Origin of the sequence: Streptomyces griseochromogenes (assembly GCF_001542625.1) — a bacterium.
GTDB classification, from domain to species: domain Bacteria; phylum Actinomycetota; class Actinomycetes; order Streptomycetales; family Streptomycetaceae; genus Streptomyces; species Streptomyces griseochromogenes.
Genome location: NZ_CP016279.1, coordinates 6,406,384 through 6,424,302, shown reverse-complemented (window position 1 = coordinate 6,424,302; position 17,919 = coordinate 6,406,384). Strand labels below are relative to the sequence as shown.

13 protein-coding genes are annotated in these 17,919 nt (G+C 72.2%); 6 read left to right on the top strand and 7 right to left on the bottom strand.

Features of this window, described 5'->3' with window-relative positions:
* Positions 1 to 118 precede the first annotated feature (118 nt).
* Positions 119 to 664, top strand: coding sequence for a hypothetical protein (locus AVL59_RS27640; RefSeq protein WP_159400101.1), 546 nt, complete (start codon positions 119 to 121; stop codon positions 662 to 664).
* Here AVL59_RS27640 and AVL59_RS27635 read toward each other — a convergent pair.
* Both AVL59_RS27635 and AVL59_RS52615 read right to left on the bottom strand, forming a co-directional pair.
* The gene (locus AVL59_RS27635; protein ID WP_067309555.1) at positions 613 to 5,514 is read right to left on the bottom strand and encodes a trypsin-like peptidase domain-containing protein; all 4,902 of its coding nucleotides are present in this window, start codon (positions 5,512 to 5,514) and stop codon (positions 613 to 615) included. The genes AVL59_RS27640 and AVL59_RS27635 overlap by 52 nt on opposite strands.
* Before the next feature lie 7 nt (positions 5,515 to 5,521).
* Positions 5,522 to 5,671, bottom strand: a complete 150-nt coding sequence (locus AVL59_RS52615) for a hypothetical protein (RefSeq protein WP_159400100.1) — start codon at positions 5,669 to 5,671, stop codon at positions 5,522 to 5,524.
* Positions 5,672 to 5,879: 208 nt separating this feature from the next.
* Between AVL59_RS52615 and AVL59_RS27630 the strand changes: the two genes are divergently transcribed.
* Positions 5,880 to 6,656: a GNAT family N-acetyltransferase gene (locus tag AVL59_RS27630; protein ID WP_067309552.1), complete on the top strand. Its 777-nt coding sequence runs from the start codon at positions 5,880 to 5,882 to the stop codon at positions 6,654 to 6,656.
* A 184-nt stretch (positions 6,657 to 6,840) separates the two neighbouring features.
* Positions 6,841 to 8,298 carry a M6 family metallopeptidase gene (locus AVL59_RS27625; RefSeq protein ID WP_067309549.1) on the top strand — a complete coding sequence of 486 codons (1,458 nt, stop codon included), beginning with the start codon at positions 6,841 to 6,843 and terminating at the stop codon, positions 8,296 to 8,298.
* A 40-nt stretch (positions 8,299 to 8,338) separates the two neighbouring features.
* Here AVL59_RS27625 and AVL59_RS27620 read toward each other — a convergent pair whose 3' ends face one another.
* Entirely contained in the window at positions 8,339 to 11,065 is a 2,727-nt protein-coding gene (locus tag AVL59_RS27620; RefSeq protein ID WP_067309547.1) for a glycoside hydrolase family 2 protein, read from the bottom strand.
* A gap of 118 nt (positions 11,066 to 11,183) precedes the next feature.
* A complete protein-coding gene (locus tag AVL59_RS27615; protein WP_067309544.1) occupies positions 11,184 to 12,368 on the bottom strand; it encodes an ROK family transcriptional regulator in 1,185 nt (394 codons plus the stop codon).
* 134 nt (positions 12,369 to 12,502) lie between these two features.
* On the opposite strand from AVL59_RS27615, the gene AVL59_RS27610 reads away from it, so the two are divergent.
* Positions 12,503 to 13,939 (top strand): APC family permease, encoded by a 1,437-nt coding sequence (locus AVL59_RS27610; RefSeq protein ID WP_079147015.1) that lies wholly within the window; start codon positions 12,503 to 12,505, stop codon positions 13,937 to 13,939.
* A 65-nt stretch (positions 13,940 to 14,004) separates the two neighbouring features.
* Complete coding sequence (locus tag AVL59_RS27605; RefSeq protein WP_067309541.1) at positions 14,005 to 14,523, top strand: GNAT family N-acetyltransferase; 519 nt, start codon at positions 14,005 to 14,007, stop codon at positions 14,521 to 14,523.
* 34 nt (positions 14,524 to 14,557) lie between these two features.
* On the opposite strand, the gene AVL59_RS27600 is transcribed toward AVL59_RS27605, so the two are convergent.
* From AVL59_RS27600 to AVL59_RS27590, 3 genes are all read right to left on the bottom strand, one after another.
* A complete protein-coding gene (locus AVL59_RS27600) occupies positions 14,558 to 15,154 on the bottom strand; it encodes a fibroblast growth factor (protein ID WP_067309538.1) in 597 nt (198 codons plus the stop codon).
* 311 nt (positions 15,155 to 15,465) lie between these two features.
* Entirely contained in the window at positions 15,466 to 15,903 is a 438-nt protein-coding gene (locus AVL59_RS27595) for an SPW repeat protein (protein WP_067309535.1), read from the bottom strand.
* A 215-nt stretch (positions 15,904 to 16,118) separates the two neighbouring features.
* On the bottom strand, positions 16,119 to 16,796 hold the full coding sequence (locus AVL59_RS27590; RefSeq protein ID WP_079147014.1) for an RNA polymerase sigma factor: 678 nt from the start codon (positions 16,794 to 16,796) through the stop codon (positions 16,119 to 16,121).
* 94 nt (positions 16,797 to 16,890) lie between these two features.
* Here AVL59_RS27590 and AVL59_RS27585 point away from each other — a divergent pair, with 94 nt between their 5' ends.
* Positions 16,891 to 17,895 (top strand): MerR family transcriptional regulator, encoded by a 1,005-nt coding sequence (locus AVL59_RS27585; protein ID WP_067309532.1) that lies wholly within the window; start codon positions 16,891 to 16,893, stop codon positions 17,893 to 17,895.
* The last annotated feature ends 24 nt before the right edge of the window (positions 17,896 to 17,919 follow it).

Genomic DNA, 17,919 nt, shown 5'->3' with positions numbered 1-17,919 from the left:
GCTGTGGGGGTGCGGCGCCGGTGGCGGTCGCACCCCCTGGCTGTCAAGTCCCCTTGCCGTGGGATTGAAGTAGCCTGGAAACACCAGAAGTTGACAAGTCATCACCTCGGGGGTGCTGATGACGGACGGGACACAGCAGCACGGCCAGTCCGCCAACGGTGGGGGCTCGCACGGCGACGGAGTGTGGCGTTACGCGGTGGCGCCGATCGTGGTGTCCGCGATCACCGGACTGATCTACCAGGTGCACGGCTGCAGCCCCGGCACACCGGACCCGGCACCGACGTCCACGGTGACCGAGACGATGGGCGCCGACACGCCGTCCCCGTCCCCGACGGTGTCCGCCCGTATCACCCGCATTGTCAGCAAAGGAACGAACTCGGCGAGTTCCTCCTACGAGGACATCGCGGTCCACATGGACATCGTGGGGCTGCGAGGCCAGGAGTGCCTCGTCAAATGGGCTTCCTACTACCCGGACAAGCAGGGGGGCGGGACCGGCACCGGTTACGACGGGAAGAGTTCGACGGGCCTGCTCCCGTACGACGACACTTTGGACACGACCGTCCTCGCCGTGCACAAGGCTCAGTACGCGGGCTGGATGGTGCACGTCTTCGTCTACGGTCCCGATGGCACGCTGCTGGCCGAGAAGGACGGCCCCACCGGGTGAACTGTGACCCCGCGGCCCTGGCCGGGGGCTGTCGGCGGCGGCACGGCCGTGTCGAGGGTCAGTGCACAGGCCCCGGCGAGGGTGTCCGGGTGCCGGGCTGCCGGCAGAGGGAGTACGTCGGGCCAGCGGTCGCCCGCCAACGCCTGGCGCAGTGCCCGGTCGGCGGCCTGACGGACGACGCGGTCGGCTTCGGGTCGTTCGGCGTCGGCCGCCAGGGAGCGCGCGAGCCGTGCCCAGGCGATGTCACGCTGCCACGGGCTGCGCACGTGCTCCAGCAGGGCTCGGGCATCGGGCCACTCGTCCAGGGCGGCCAGCGCACCGGCGGACACCGTCAGGCAGTCGAGGACGGGCTCCGGCAGGATGAACTCCTGTCGGCCCAGGGCAGGATGAACGCCGAGCCGGCCTCGGTACCCGCGCAGCAGCCCCGCTGCTTCCCGGGCCTGTTCCGCTGCCCGGTCGGGCGCTGCGAAGACCGTCCCGGCGGCGGTTCCGGCGAGCAGCACCGGCAGGATGTCGCCCAGGGCGTCGGAGTCACGCGATCCGGCCTGTCTCCACACCGTCGTCAGACCGCCGACCCGGCACAGCACCGTGGTGGCGTCGGCGACAGCCGTGGCCGGGGCCTCGCCGGGCCACACCGGGTCGAGGGCCGCCGCTGCCGCCAGGGCCCTGGCGGCGAAGCGGGCAGCGGCCTCCCGGTCGAGGGGCTCCAGCGCCACGGCGGCCCGCGCGGCCAGCGGGAGCGCGTTGCCGGGACTCTGCACGGAGTCGAGCGCGGCGGCCAGATCGCGAGCGGCTACCGACACCGTCGTCCGGTCCGTGGCCGGGCAGTGCCGCAGTACGGCCGTCAGGCATCGCGCCCTGTCGGCCGGGCGGAGCACGGATACGGCGGCCCAATGGGCGGCTTCCCGCCTGAGTCCGGCGGCGGTGTCCGGGTCGTGGAAGCCGGCCGCCGCGATGAGCGCGAGACATTCGGGAAGCGCGGCTTTGTCCTCCGAGCCGAGCACCTCCATGGTGAGGCGCCGGGACTCCTCCCGTAGCCCGGCCGCGACCGCGGCGGCGACCAGTGCCACCCGTGTCCGGCACCGCCAATCGGGATCGCGCAGCTGGTCCAGCACGCCGACGGCGGCGGCACCGTCGCCCGCGCGGGCCAGCGCCACGGCGCACCGCCCCCGCAGCTCCTGCGTGGTGAAGAGAGCCTGGGCGGCGGAGTGGGCCGCTCGCAGCGCCTGGTCCGGAAGGACGGGGGCCAGCGCCTCTGCACAGCCGGTGAGGGTGAGCGGTGCGTGGGTGGCGGTTCCGAACGGGCCGGGGCGCGCGAACGCCGGGGTGCGCTCGGCCTCGTCCGCCAGGTCGCTCGCGCGTCGTGGTTCACGCTCGACGAGGGCCGCGGCCACCTGGGTGAGTGCCGTGCGTCGGCCCACGGGATCCGTGATGTCCCGGGCCATCGAGACCGCCGTACGCCACTGGCCCCGCCGGGCGCAGGCCCGGGCGAGTGCCGCGGACCAGACGTCCGGGCCCAGGACGGGACAGAGCGCGTCCAGCACCTCAGCCTTCCGCTCGGGGTGCCGATCCAGCGACTCGGCGGCCGCCTCGGCGATGCCGAGCACCGTGTCGCCGTCGGGAGACAGAAACGTGAGGGGCTCCAGACGGGTGGCCAGGGCCCGCCAGCGACCGGCCCGGGCGAGCACGTCGCATGCGATCGAGCGGAGCCGCAGCTGTTCCTCCACGCTCAGCGGTTCCGGTGGCGCGGCCAGCAGTTCCTCCGCCAGCGACGCGGCCTCCCGCTGGGCGGTGTCGCATCCCGTGTACATGAGGGAGACCGCGGCGCGGATCCAGTGCTCCGGCTCGTCCTCGGCCCGGTAGCGTGCCAGCAGATCCTGTGCCTGTCGCCAGCGGCCGCGCAGGGCCAGAGCGGTGAGCGTCTGCCGGCGTACCTCCTGGCGGAAGCGCATGGAGTGAGCCAGCGCGGACACGGCAAGCGCCTCGTCCCAGCGGTCCAAGGTGCCCAGCGCCCGCACGCGCAGGGCCGCGCACGCTCCACCGCACGGCCAGTCGGCCGACGGCGCGGCGGTGGTATGACCGTGCGGGCATGCCTCTTCGATCAGACGCAGCCCGTCCTGCGCGTTCGAGGCACGCGGAGCCAGGTCCAGGAGAGCCCGCCGCCGGGCTCCGGGGCCGGTGACGGTGCGCGCGGCGCGCAGGGCCTGCGCGAGATCACCGGCCTCGGCGAAGGCCTCACTCATCGCGACGAGCACGGGGTCCCGGCGCCCCTCGGCCACCTCATGCACGGCCTGCCAGGCATCCTCGTCCGCGCCCACCCCGGCCAGGGCGGCCGGCCATGCGGCGCGCACGGCGTCCGGCCAGCCGGGCGCGTCGCCCGGACCGTCCGTCAGGTGGTCCGTGGGGAAGCGATGGCCGTGCCGCGCGAACGAGGCGAGGGCACGGAGCAGGGCCGTCGCCCGCCCCTCGGCATCGTGGCCGGTGGACCAGACGGTACACACGCCGTCCAGGTCACCGGCGGCACCGAAGGACTCGGCCGCTGAGACGAGCACCTCATTCGTCCACCCGGAGGCGCCGTCTTCGGCCGTTCGCTCGCGCCGGGCCGCGCGGTCGGCGGCCACCATGCCGAGCGCCGTGCGCAGAGCGGGTGCGGCCTCCGGGCTGCCCAGCCGCATCAGCACCCCACCCGCGCGTACGGCGGCGATGGCGGGCACCGACCGGTAGGAGGAGGGCGACGCGGCGTGCACGAGTGTCATCGCCGCACCCGCCAGCGTCACCGCCCGCCGTGGCTCGGACTCGGCGAGGTGGTCCGCGAGCCGGATCAGGGTGAAGCACTTCGCCTCGCCCTCCGGCATCGCCTCGGCGAGCGCCTGCGCACGATCGTTCTGCCCCAGCCGGGCGCGCAGCAACGCCAGTTCCCCGTCGCCGTCCGGGGCGCGCCCCCGCAGCCGGTCGTGCGCCGCGGCCAGCAGGACGGCGGCCCGCAGCGCGTCCTCGGAGGCGTCCTGTGCGATCAGGCGCCGAGCGGCGCTCGACTCCCGCAGCCCGGGGCCGTCACCGAGCAGCCGCGACGCCATCCGGTCGTGCCGTACCGGGTCGGCGATCACCCGGGCGACACGCCCCGGGTCGGCTTCGGTCAGGACCATGCGGCCGTACCCGCTGAGCAGGAAGTGGGCGGTGTCGGGCGGCCAGCCGCGGTCCCGGTGGGTGTCGGCCCAGCGGTGGATGTGCTCCCGCAGTGCGGGCAGTTCGTCGTCCAGCAGCCGCAGTGCGGTGGTGAGCAGGGTGTCGTGCGCGAAGACGAGCGCGGTACGGACGTGTGGGCTCTCGCCGAGGAAGACGGGAAATGTGCGCTCGGCGAGACTGCGGCCGAGCGGGCCGCTCGTCAGCCGGTCGAGCCGGTGGGCCGGCATGCCGGTCAGTGCGCACAGCTCGGCACGGCTCAGACCCTCGCCAGCCGCGGCGAGCAGCCCGATCACCTGCCGCTCGGCCGAGTCCCCCGCGAGCAGTTCCCCGAGTTCGTACTCCGCCTCGTACCGCAGCCGGGTGGCGTGCGGCGAAGGGGCGAGCGGGCGCGGCTCACAGTGCCGCAACGGGTGGTCGCCGGGCAGGTCGGCGGGCAGTCCCGGCCGCGGGCGGCTGGTGACCAGGACGAAGACGCCCTCCGGGAGGTGACGGGGTAACAGTGATGCGATGCTGGGCCGCCGCGGGGACGCGGTCTGTGACAGGTCCTCGTCCAAACCGTCCACGATCACCAGCAGCCGTCTGTGCCGGCGCTGCCGGCGGGCGGCGGCCTCCAGCAGCCGGTGCCACTCCCGCGCGTGCGTGCCGGGTGCGATGCCCTGAACCGGGGATTCGCCTGCGACGGCTGCCAGTTGGGCGGACATCGCCTGGGCGAAGGCCTCGCTGTCGCACTGACCGGTGTCGCGGCGCGTGATGAAGAAGGCGGCCACGGCCACTCCGGAGGGCGGATGTGCGGCGAGCCAGGCGGTGAATGCCGTCTTGCCGTGCCAGGGCGGCGCCTGCCACCACTGGTAGCCCCCCGGCCCCGCGCAGAACCGCAGCACCTCCTCGAACTCCCGCTCCCGGTCCAGCAGTTCGGGCGGTGCGACGGACCGGGCCTGCGCCCGATAGCCCTCGGCCACGCGGAGGTCCCCGGCCGCGGCCCCGACCGGCTCCGGAGGGATGCCGAGGCCCGCCCGCCGCAGCAGCTCACCGCCCGGCCCGTCGCCCCTTCCCGCCCAGGTGTCGGCGCGACTGACCGTCAGCGTCCCCGGCCCCTCCGCGCGGTGGTGTTCCACGACGATGCCGATGACGCGGCCCTCGGCCCAGACGGCGGCGCCGGACATGCCTTCCCAGGGTGAGCCCCGCTCGGTGCGTTCGGGAGGGGGAACCCTGAACTCCAGTGTGCCGCTGCGGAGGTTGGACAGCACCGGGACATGCCCCCACGCATGGCAGACGTCGCGGGCGACCGATCCGTCGGGCCACTGGCGCAGCTTGAACCGTGGAAATCCCACGGCGCTGCAGGTCAGCACCGCGTTGTCGGATCCCGGCGCGCCGAACGACACGGGGTCGACCTCTCGGGTCGGCGAGGAGTGCGGGCCGGGGCCGATGTCGAGCAGAGCGGCGTCCGTCCGGCCGGGTCCGAACCAGCGGGCCTGTGCGGGGGCGCTCCATTCGTCGTCCTGGTCCGGGTTGAAGCGCACGGTGACCGCCTTCGCGCCCCTCACCACGTGCGCGGCCGTGAGCACCAGACCGGTCGCCACGAGATATCCGGACCCCCGCAGCCGAGTGCCGTCCGGGCGGGTGACGATGACTTCGGCGGCACGCTCCGCGCGCAGTCCCGACATCGGCGTTTCAGCGTTCCCTGATGCCGATGCCACTGGTTCCGGCGTCCCGCCGCACGCCGACGGACAGCTCCGGCCGATGAGCTTCATCCTCGCCCGCTGCCGTCGCCGTGGCCGACTCGGCGGGCAACTGGCCGACTTCCCCGGACAGTTCGGTCACTGCTGCACCTCCGTACGGCACTCACCACGGCTGCGCTCGCATGTTACTGAACTTGCCGGGGTGATGTCGGGCGCACGTGGACCGCGTCCAGGTCCGCAATCGGCTGCCCGGCCCGCGACCGCCTCACCACATGTCCGTCCGCCGTGCGACCGGCGGACGGACGGGTAATCCGGTTGCCCGGTCCAGGTGCGGATGCTGGAGTGAGGCCATGGATCATGCCGCCGTGCTCGCCCGCTACGACCAGGACATGCGTGAGGGCGCCCGCCCCGACGGGCCCGGGGCCCGCATCGAGCGGACCGGTGCCGTCGTCCGTCAGGTCGCGGACGCGAAGGGCTGGAACGGCGTTGTGTGGTCGGACCTGGACGCGGCGAGCGCGGACGGGGCGATCGCCGAACAGGTCGCGTACTTCACCGGCCTGGGCCGCGACTTCGAGTGGAAGCTGTACGGCCACGACCGGCCGGTGGACCTCGCCTCCAGGCTCACCGCCGCCGGATTCCGCACCGAGCCCGAGGAGACGCTGATGATCGGCGAGGTCGCCCGCCTCGCCCTGGACGCCGAGCCGCCCACCAGGATCCATGTCGTCCAGGCCGCCGACGCGGCCGGCGTCGACCTCGTCGTGGACGTGCACGAGAAGGCCTTCGGCACCGACGGCACCCGGTTGCGTCACCGGCTGCTCGCCCGGCTGGCCGCCGACCCCGGCACGGTCGTCGCCGTGGTGGCGCTCGCCGGTGACGAGCCCGTCAGTGCCGCCCGCATGGAACTGGTGCCCGGCACACGCTTCGCCGGACTGTGGGGCGGCGGCACCGTAGAAGCCTGGCGGGGGCGGGGCATCTACCGCGCCCTGGTCGCCCACCGAGCCCGGGTCGCCGCCGCCCACGGCTACCGCTACCTCCAGGTCGACGCCTCAGCCATGAGCCGTCCGATCCTGGAACGCCTCGGCTTCCACGCTCTGAGCACCACGACCCCCTATCTGTACGGGAGTTGAGGGACGGCGGCGCGCGACGGCCGGAGGCGGTCCGCTCCGGTTATTGCCGGGACTTTCTGTTCACCGAGCGGTCATGCCATGTACCTTTCAACAAATTGACGCGTGTAGAACTCTCAAGCCGGCTCTACGCGCGCAGACTTGGCGCCCGCACCGCCTCTCCCCACCCCTCATGGAGGTTCGCCGGATGCTCGGATCGAGAAGATCCCGCCGCAGATTCACCACCGCCCTGGCCGGACTCGGGCTGCTGGTCACCTCGGCAGCACTGCAGGTCGGCACCAGCGCCACCCCCGCCCACGCGGCCACGGCGCACCGGATCCTGTTCGACAACGCCCACGCCGAGACGGCCGGCAACGCCGACTGGATCATCTCCACCAGCCAGCCCGACCCGCTCGGCCAGGACTCCTCCCCGTCCGCCGAGACCGACTGGACCGGCGCCCTCTCCTCTTGGGGCGTAGCCCTGCAGAAGACCGGCGACTACAGCCTGAAGACGCTGCCGTCGGGCTCCAGCCTCAGCTACGGCGGCTCGTCCGCCACCGACCTGTCGAACTTCGACACGCTGGTGCTGCCCGAACCGAACACGCTGTTCACGACCGCCGAGAAGACGGCGATCATGAACTTCGTGAAGAACGGCGGCGGTCTGTTCATGATCTCCGACCACACCGGCGCCGACCGCAACAACGACGGCCAGGACGCGGTCGAGATCCTGAACGACCTGATGACGAACAACAGCGTCGACTCGACCGACCCGTTCGGCTTCTCCATCGACTCGCTGGACGTCAAGTCCGGCTACCCGGCCGCGATCAGCGACAGCGGCGACCCGGTGCTGCACGGCTCCTTCGGCACGGTCACCAAGAGCCTGATCGCCGACGGTACGACCGCCACCCTCAAGCCCTCCGACAACTCCTCCGTCAAGGGGCTGGTCTACCGCAGCGGATACTCCGGCAACACCGGCGCCTTCTTCCTGACGTCCACCTTCGGCAGCGGCCGCGTCGCCTTCTGGGGCGACAGCTCGCCCATCGACGACGGCACCGGCCAGTCCGGAAACACGCTCTACGACGGCTGGAACGACTCCGGCGCCACCAACGCGGCCCTCGCCCTCAACGCCACCGCCTGGCTGGCCGGTTCCGGCACCAGCGGCGGGGGCGGCGGTGGGGGTGGTGGCGGCACCTGCACCGCCGCGCAGCTGCTGGCCAACCCCGGTTTCGAGTCCGGTGCCACCTCCTGGACCGCGTCCAGCGGTGTGATCAGCAACGACACCGGCGAGGCCGCCCGCACCGGCTCCTACAAGGCCTGGCTGAACGGCTACGGCTCCGCCCACACCGACACCCTCGCGCAGTCGGTGACCATCCCGGCCGGGTGCACGAACGCCACCCTGAGCTTCTACCTCCATGTCGACACCGCCGAGACGACCACCTCGACGGCCTACGACACCTTGAAGGCCCAGGTCCTGGGCAGCGGCGGAACGGTGCTGGCGACCCTCGCGACCTACTCGAACCTGAACGCGGCGAGCGGCTACACCCAGCGCAGCTTCGACCTCGCGAACTACGCGGGCCAGACGGTCACCGTCAAGTTCACCGGTACCGAGGGCTCCACCCTCCAGACGTCGTTCGTCGTCGACGACACCGCGCTCAGCGTCAGCTGAGCCACGCGGGGGTGGGCCGCCCGGTCCACCCCCGCGTGGCTCAGGCGGCCGGGACCGTCCGCTCGGGCGTGTTCCAGCCGGAGACCCGCACCTGCGGCGCCGAGCCGTGCAGATCGGCGGTCCGGTAGGTGGCGGTGAGCGTCACCGACTCGCCCGGCCACAGACCGACCTCGTTGTCCGACCACCGCACCGGCAGCACCGGCCTGCCCTGGGCGTCGACCAGGTGGACGTCAGTGAACAGGGACGGCGTCCTGCCGTCACCCGTGTTGCGCACGGTCACCGTCGTCGTCGACATGCCGTCGGACGACTGCGTCGACGCCGTCGCCGACACCGGTACCTGTGCCATCGAGGAGAGTCCCTCGAGGTCCGCATAGCCGGTCGTCGGCGTGTGGTACCAGTCGGTCTTCGCCCAGTCGAGCGTGTCGGCCTTCGTGGAGAGCCAGTACACGTTCCGGCTCACCTCCTTGCCGTCCGCGTCGGTCAGGGTCAGCCGGAGCAGATACGTGCTCGACAGTCCACTCACCGACGACGGCAGGGTGAGCGCGGTGCCGTGTGCGCCGTCCCCGTTCACCGTCACTCCGGTGACGGTCTTGTCGTACTTCTGCGTGCCGTCGGGGTTGAACAGCGTGGCCCGCGCGGTGAGCCCGCCGGCGTCGGCGTGCCGGTTGTTCACGACGACCACCGAGCGGTTGTCGTAGGAGTACTGGACGTGCAGCGGCTCGTTCGCCTTCTTCGCGCCGAAGTAGGCGCCGCCCTGGTCCAGATAGCGGTCCGCCAGCTGCCAGTGCAGCGAGGTCCAGCCGCTGTTGAACATCCAGTAGATCATCCCGGTGGCGGGCTTGTCGGCGTCGGTGGCGTTGCGCTCGTAGGCCTCGTACTGGGCGCGCACGTTCTCGTACTGGGCCAGCTGCGCCTTGCGCACGTAGTCGGTCAGGCCCTTCGGGGCGCCGTAGCGGCCGCTCAGGGCGTTGTCGTAGATCTTGAGGGTGCCGAAGACGGGTGAGGGCGAGCGGTGGTACTGCCTGTCGTCGGGGTTCTTCCAGAGCGTGTCCAGCTCGGCGGGTGTCATCATCCGGCGCAGGGTGTCGAGGGTCGGGATGTCGGGGCCCGCGCTGGTCTCGGAGTTGAAGCCGGTGGCTCCGCCCTCGCGTTTGGCGTACCAGTAGTTCGGCGGGACCCACTCGTAGGGCCCGGTCATCTTCATGCCCGAGCTGCCGAGCCGGGGCGAGGACCTGTCGGAAGCCGAGGAGACCACAGGGACCGGCCAGTCGGCCGCCTTCAAGGCGTCCAGGTAGTTCTTCTCGATCGTCGCGTCGGGTGCGAAGTCGCTGCCGATCAGGAAGGAGATCACGCTCGGGTGATCGCGCAGCCGGGCGGCCTCGGCGGCCATCGAGGCCTTGGCGACCGGGTAGTCGGCGGCGGTCCACTTGTCGCCGGACTCGCCGTCCCCGTTGACCTGGCCCTCCCACTTGTCGCAGCACTCCCAGCCCGGCAGCGTGAGCACGCCGTAGCGGTCGGCGAGGCCGAAGAACTCGTCCGGCTCGATGTGGCCCTCCAGGCGGATGGTGTTCAGCCCGAGGTCGAGGGCGTACTTGAGCCGGTCCTCCACGTAGGCCGGATCCCAGCGCAGGAACTCGTCGGGGGACCAGCCGCCGCCCTTGATCAGGAGCTTGCGGCCGTTGATCCGGTACTGACGGGCGCCGTCGGAGTTCAGGGGCGCCTGTACATCGCGGATGCCGAAGCTCTCGTGGGCGGAGTCCGAGACCGTGCCGGACACGGACGCGGTGAGGTCGAGGTCGTACAGCGGCTGTCCGCCCATGCCGGCCGGCCACCACACCCGCGGGGAGGTGAGCCGCAGGCCGGGGACGTCGGCGGGGGAGAAGGTGAGGGTCTTCGTCTCGTGCGCGGCGAGCGGCACGGAGGTGCGGAAGTCCGTCCCGGCGACGCTGCCGGTGACCTCGGCCGTGACCGCCGATCCGGTGTCGTTGCGGGCCTCGGCCCTGACGGTCAGGTCGGCGGTGGCGAGCGAGGGCACCGCGAGCTTGGTCACCACGTGCGCGTCGTGCAGGCTCACCGGACCGCCCCGGTGGACCAGGACATCACGGACGATGCCCATGTTCCGGTCGGGCGGCGGCTGGAGCCAGTCGATCCAGCCCATGGTCAGGTTCTTGTTCGGGTCGTTGGGCCGGATCCGGAAGGCGACCGTGTTGGTGCCGGACCTCACCAGCGAGGTGATGTCCAGTTCGTGGCGGGTGTAGGCGCCGGTCACGTCCGCGGCCTTGGCCACCTGTGTGCCGTTGACGTAGACGTCGGCCGCCGAGACGACACCGCTGAAGTCGAGCCGGGTGCGGCGGGAGGTGTCCTCGACGGTGAAGTCGGAGCGGTACCACCAGGGGACCTCGAAGTCCGCCTTCGGGATCTTCTGCTGGTCGGTGGAGTGGAACGGATCGGCGTACCGGCCCGCGGCCAGCAGGGCGGCCAGGACCGTGGAGCGGGACCCCGCCGGGTACCAGCCGGTCGCCGGATAGCCGGGGGAGGAGACGGCCGCCGGGGAGTCGGTCACCTTCGCCGTGGACTGGATCGTGTACCCGTCGAGCGGGGTCGCGGAGCCCGCGGCGGACGGGACACGGGTGACCGCGGCCTCTTCGCGCGGCCCCGGGTCCCGCTCCCGGGATCCGGCCCAGGCGCTCGTGGTGAGCGTGCCCAGCAGGGCCAGAACCGCGGCGGCGGTGGTGAGCCGGCGTCCGGGGGCGGGGCGAGGGAACACGGCGGTCTCCAGCCTCGTAAAGTTAGGAAACTTTACTAACCTGGCTCAAGGTAAGGGGCCGCGAGGGTCGTGTCAACGACCGTGGCCACCGCGGTGCTTGGCGTCGGGCGTGAACAGGTCAGCCCTCGCCCGTCCTGCGTTCGAACACCACGTCCCGCGCCGTGCCCAGCGCCGTCGCCACCGCGCCCAGCAGCACCGCGTCCTCGCCGAGTCGGCTCGGGGCTATCCGCGGCCGCAGCGGGGTCAGGGTGCGCAGGTGCTCGCCGACCGGCCCCAGCAGCAGGTCCACGCTGTGACCCACCCCGCCGCCGAGCACGACGAGGTCCGGGTCGAGCACCGCGGCCGCGGCCGCCACGGTGTGCGCGATCCGCTCGCCCTCCAGCTCCACCGCCCGCACCGCGGCCGGGTTGCCCTGCCGGGCCGCGTCGAACACGGCCTTCGCGGTGAGCTGCCCGCTCATCCCGAACCGCCGGGCCGCCTCCACCACGGCCACCCCCGACACCGCGTCCTCCAGCCGCTCCGGCTTCCGCTGTCCCGGCCAGGGCAGGAACCCGATCTCCCCGGCCAGCCCGTGCGCCCCGGTGAACAGCCGTCCCTCATTGACGACGCCCATCCCGAGGCCGGTGCCGATGAGGATGTAGGCGAAGAGCCGGCTGCCGGCGCCGACGCCGTACGTGTACTCGCCCAGCGCGGCCAGGTTGGCGTCGTTGTGCACCTCCAGCGGCACGCCCAGTTCCTCGCGCATCCGGTCGAAGAGTCCCGCGCGGCCCCACCCCGGCAGATGCATCGCGTACCGCACCCGCCGCTGCTTCTCGTCGTACACGCCCGGTGTGCCCACCACCCCGTGCACCACCTCGGCCGGGTCCACACCCGAGTTGCCGATCACCTGGCGCGCGGTGCCCACGACCAGGTCGGCCATGGCCGCGGAGGTGCGTGCCCGGTTGCGTACGTCGGCCCGGGCGACCACCGTGCCGTCCAGATCGACCACCGCGATGCGCAGCCAGCCGCGGCCGATGTCCACGCCGAGCGCGTACCCGGCGGCCGGGTCCGGGGCGTACAGCACGGCGGTGCGCCCGCGTTCGGGGGCGTGGGTGCCGACCTCGTGGACCAGTCCTGCGGCCTCCAGCGAGGCCAGCGCGCTGGACACCGTGGGCTTCGACAGGCCCGTCTCGCGGGCCAGTTGGGCGCGCGACGCGGCGCCGAGGGCGCGCAGCCGGTCCAGCAGAAGCCGCTCGTTGGTGCTGCGCAGGCGTCGGCGGCTCCAGGGCCGGCCCTGCTGCGCTGCGACGTCACTGGCGGTCATCGCACCATTCTCATCCATTTTTGGCGCGTACTTGACGCCTCTAGTAAGGCTCCTTAACTTTATCGGCCAGCAGCCCGGCCGGGCCAGTCACCGCCGAGTCGGCGGCCCGTGCGCCCGTCGCGTCAGGAGTCCCCATGTCCGGTAGTCCGCCACCCGTGGGTGGTTTCGTCCGCCGTGTAGGCCTGTTCCAGGCCACGGCCATCAACATGAGCCAGATGTGCGGCATCGGCCCGTTCGTGACGATCCCGCTGATGGTCACCGCGTTCGGCGGCCCGCAGGCGGTCATCGGATTCGTCGCGGGTGCCGTACTGGCGCTGTGCGACGGGCTGGTGTGGGCCGAACTGGGTGCCGCCATGCCCGGCTCGGGCGGCAGTTACGTCTATCTCCGCCAGGCCTTCCAGTACCGCACCGGCCGTCTGATGCCGTTCCTCTTCGTGTGGACGGCGATGCTCTTCATCCCGCTGATCATGTCCACCGGCGTGGTCGGCTTCGTCCAGTACCTGGGCTATCTGGCCCCCGGCCTCGGCCGGACCACGGGCGACCTGGTCGGCCTCGGCGTCATCGCCCTGGTGGTGCTCCTGCTGTGGCGCGGCATCGAGCACATCGCCCGCATCACCGCCGTGATGTGGGCCGTGATGATCGCCTCGGTCCTCCTGGTGATCGTCGCCGCGGCCACCGACTTCAGCCCCCACCTGGCCTTCACCTACCCCGCCCGCGCCTTCGACCTGACGAGCGACCACTTCTGGCTCGGCTTCGCCGCGGGCCTGACCATCGGCATCTACGACTACCTCGGCTACAACACCACCGCGTACATGGGCGCCGAGATCAAGGACCCCGGCCGGACCCTGCCGCGCTCCATCCTCTTCTCGATCCTCGGCATCATGGCGATCTACCTGCTGCTCCAGATCGGCACGCTCGGCGTCATCGACTGGCACCGCATGTCCGATCCGAACGACATCGCCTCCACCTCCGTGGCCTCCGCCGTGCTGGAGAAGACCTGGGGCAAGGGTGCCGCCGACACGGTCACCGTCCTCATCCTGATCACGGCCTTCGCCTCGGTCTTCACCGGCCTGCTCGGCGGCTCACGGGTGCCCTACGACGCCGCCCGTGACCGGGTCTTCTTCCGCCCCTACGAGAAGCTGCACCCGAGGCACCGCTTCCCGACGCTGGGCCTGGCGACCATGGGCGTCATCACGGCGGTCGGATTCCTGATCGGCCGGCACACCGACCTCGCCACCCTGATCCAGCTGCTCACGACCGTGATGGTGATCGTCCAGGCGCTCGCCCAGATCCTCGCGCTCACGGTCCTGCGGGGGCGGCAGCCGACCCTGCGCCGCCCGTACCGCATGTGGCTGTACCCGCTGCCCGGCATCGTGGCCTTCGCCGGCTGGTGTGTGATCTACGGTTACGCCGACAAGAACTCCCCGGGCCGCCATCCCATCGAATGGTCCCTGGCCTGGCTCGTCCTGGGCTGTGCGGCCTTCTGGGTCTGGGCGCGGAGGGAGAAGGTGTGGCCGTTCGGCGAGAAGGAGATCGCCGAGGAATACCGGCCCGCCCTCGAAGTGAGCTAAGATAACGGCCAGTTGTACAGGTCTCCCCGGTCCGGACCCCGAAGTCCGCCGGGGAGACTGCGTTTATGACCGAGACAATTCTCCCGGACCTGATCGTCCGCCCCGCGACCCCCGAGGACCGGCCCACCGTGGAACGGCTGTGGCCGTTGTTCCGCCATGACCTGTCCGAGTTCCGGAGCGTGCTGCCCGCTCCCGACGGCAGCTTCCGCAGCGAGTGGCTCGGGTCCGCCTTCACCGAGCCCGGCTGGGCGCCGTACCTGATGACCTGCGGTGGGCGCCCCGTCGGCTTCGCGTTCGTGCGCGCGCTGGACGGCCCCGTGCGGGTGCTCAACAGCTTCTTCGTCGTGCGCGGCGCCCGTCGGCAGGGGATCGGGCTGCGGGCCGCGCGGGAGGTGCTGCGGCGGCACCCCGGATCCTGGGAGATCGCGTACCAGCACGACAATCAGGCCGCGGTGCGGTTCTGGCCGCGCGTGGCCCGGGAGCTGGCCGGAGATGCCTGGACCCGCGAATCGAGGGCGGTGCCCGACCGGCCGGAGCTGCCCCCGGATGTGTGGATCTCGTTCGCTGTACCGGCCCGGGCCTGATGCCCGCCGGGCCCGGCCGGTCCGCCGGCGGGGCTCAGCCCACCCAGGACGACAGCTGCCCGTCCGGCTGCAGGACGACATGCAGGCCGTTGTTCTGGCCGTAGGCGGTACGGCCGTTGGCCACCAGGGTGTCGAGCCAGGTGCCGTTCGCGGAGACGTCGGCCACGTAGTGGTTGGGGGCGATCCGGTAGACCTCCGCCTTGGAGGCGCCGTCGCCCAGCGTCGCCGAGGCGACGAGGACGGGCTTGGCGGCGGGCTTCGGCTGGGGCTTCGGCTTGGCCCGCTCGACCCAGGAGGTGACCGTGCCGTTCGGGTGCAGGGTGACGTGCAGGCCGTTGTTCTGGCCGTACGCGGGCTTGCCCTCGCTGACGAGGGTGCCGAACTTCGTGCCCTTGGCCCAGACGTCCGCCTCGTACCGGTGCTTGCCGGTCTTGTAGACCTTCGCCACGGAGACCTTGTCCGCGAGCCGCACCGTCTTGAGCGCGACACGCTGGGCCTTGCTCTGGGCCGAGGTGTGGGCTGCGGGAGCGTTCTGTGCGGTGGCGGCGAAGGCACCGGTGGCCGACGCGCCGAGGGCGGCGGCGACGCCGGTGGCGACGAGGGTGGTGCGCAGGGTGCGAAGTGCACGCATCGGTGAACTGTCCTTCGATCGGTTGCGTTCGGCGGTGTCTTCGACGCTACGGACCGAGGATCAAGGCCACCCATCCGTTGTGTAACAGATATTTGTAGCGTTCCGTACGAATCGTCGAATTATTCGCCGCTCAACCTTTGAATCGACAGGTGGCTTCCCCGTTGCGCTTGGGTATCCGAGGTCGGCCGTGCCGATGTCTCGAGTATCCGGTGCGGGCACCGGCGAGGCCGGTCCGCCCGGGCGGACCGGCCTCGCGTTTCTTCGTGGCCTTCACTGTCTTGACGTGGTCCTCCTTCCCTAGTGTCTTGTCTCTATGGCTTGGGGGCGCTCTTCGCCGCCGTACCGGCGCACATCAGCCCGAGGACGACGGCCAGCGCGCCGATGATGATGTTGTTGAGGATCACGCCGGTATCCGGGCTGCTGCCCACGATCCACGGCGCGATGATCATCCAGACGCCCATGGCGCAGATGGCCCAGCTGAGGCCGTACATCCGCGCGGGGGCCGTGGTGAATCCCAGTGCCAGCAGGCCTATCGCGATGCCCATGATCAGGTTGTGGGTCGCCAGGGCCGGCTGGCTCGTCGTGTAGTGCAGGATCCACGGGGACGCCGAGCAGTACAGGCCGAGCAGGAACACCGGCCCGTCCACGAGCGCCACATCACGGCCGCCGAGCATGCGGGCGTAGCGTGCCCGCATTTCGGAGACATCGGGGTGGGTCGCCATGTCACCCCTGTGCGAGACGTTGGCCATGTTCAGTCTCCTTTGTGACTTCCAGGCCTGACCGCGTCTGGTGCGGTGTGCGGTAAGCGCCGCGTACCCAGTTTGCTCTTATTGGCTCTTTATGTGTAGGGGTCGTCCTGTATGTACAGATATCTTCGCGTCCCTTCGAGGTGCGCCGTCCGGACGGGCGGAGCGCCCCCGAAGAGCGCCGACTCTCTCCGGGGGCCGACAGGGGGAGCGGCGCCTCAGCGGCGGTCTCCACGCATGCGCACCGTTTCCGCATCGAACCCCCCGGCCGGCTGTTCGAGCGCGTCGCGGAGCCGGTGCAGGCCGCGCCGGGCGTGGCTCTTCACGGTGCCGAGGGGCCACCCCGTGCGGGCGGCGATCTGCGTGTGGGTGAGGTCCTCGTAGAAGGCCAGGCACAGGACCTTCCGCTGCGGGGCGGGGAGTTGGGCCAGTGCGCGCAGGACCAGGACGCGATCCAGTGCCCTTTCCGGCCCCGGCTCGCCGGTGCCGGCGAGCGCGAGAGCGGAGCCCGCGGCTGCGACCAGGGCCGCGCGCCGGGTGCGCGCGGACAGGGCGTCGACGATCTCGCGCCGGGTGATGCCGACGATCCAGCAGGCCAGCGGAGCGCGCTCGGGCCGGTACCGGTGCCGGCCCCGCCACACCCCGATGAACACCCGCTGGGTGACGTCCTCCGCCTCCCCGGCGTCGCCCAGGCAGCGGTGCGCCATGCCGTACACCAGCCCGGACCAGCGCCGGTGGACGGCGGCCACGCAGGCGTCGTCGCCCGTCGGCAGGCGCCGGGCCAGTGCCTCGTCGCCGTACGGCTCCCCGACCGGACCCCGCGACGGTGCCCCGGCCGAAGGCTCGGGCGCGGGGCGCACGGCGAGGAGGGCGCTTGCGGCCGGATTCGGGGTCATGACCACGGCTCCTCGGTCGGGACGGTGCCGTCATCGTGGGAGCCCCGGGATCAGGACCACAACTCGCAGCGATTCTGCACCGTATAGTCATGGTATGGACGGGGAACGCGTCGGCGCCGACCGATCCGGCCCGGGCCCGGACGTACGGGCTACCGAGGCGGGTGTGACAACGGGGGCCCTCGCCCGCAGGCTCGGGGTCTCGCCCACCACGCTCCGCTCGTGGGAGCGCCGTTACGGCATCGGCCCGGCCGAGCGTGCGGCGGGCCGGCACCGGCGCTGGATGCCCCGCGACGTGGCCGCGCTGGAGACGATGTGCCGGCTGACCTCGGCCGGTCTGCCCCCTGCCGAGGCGGCACGTCTCGCGCGGAGCGAAGCGGAGGTGGCCGGGCCCCCGCAGGACGGGACGGCGGCCGGCCCGCCCGCACCCGTGGCCGCCCCGGCTGCGACGGGCGATGTGCGCCAGGAGTCCCGGGGCCTGGCGCGCGCGGCCGTACGCCTGGACGCGCCCGCCGTGGAGGGCCGACTGGCCGCCGCAGTGGCCGGGTTCGGCCTCGCCCGCGCCTGGCAGGAGGTCATGGTGCCCACCCTGCACGCCGTGGGCCGCAAGTGGGCCTCGTCAGGAGACCGTTATGTGGAGGTGGAACACCTGCTGTCCTGGCACGTCTCCACCGTCCTGCGCCGGCACACGCGACCGCCCGTCGCGGCGGACGGACCCGCGACGGGCCCGGTACTGCTCGCCTGCGTGCCCGGTGAACAGCACACCCTGCCCCTGGAGGCGCTCAACGCCGGACTGAGCCAACTCGCCGTCGCCACCCGGATGTTCGGAGCCGCGGTCCCGGCGGAGGCGCTCACGGCGGCGGTACGGCGCCTGGGTCCGGCCGCCGTCGTCCTGTGGGCGCAGGCCCGCTCCACGGCGAGCCTGCCGCTGGCGCAGCACGTCGCGGAGACCCGGTGGGGGGTGAAGGGAGCCCGGTCGCGGCCCCTGGTCGTCCTCGGCGGCCCCGGCTGGGCGGGCCGGCCCAGCCAGGGCATGCTCCGCCCGACGAGCCTGCCCGAGGCCCTCGGCACACTGACGGCGGCCTGCGGGCGACTGCCCTGAGAGCCGCCGGCCTCCCGTCGCGGA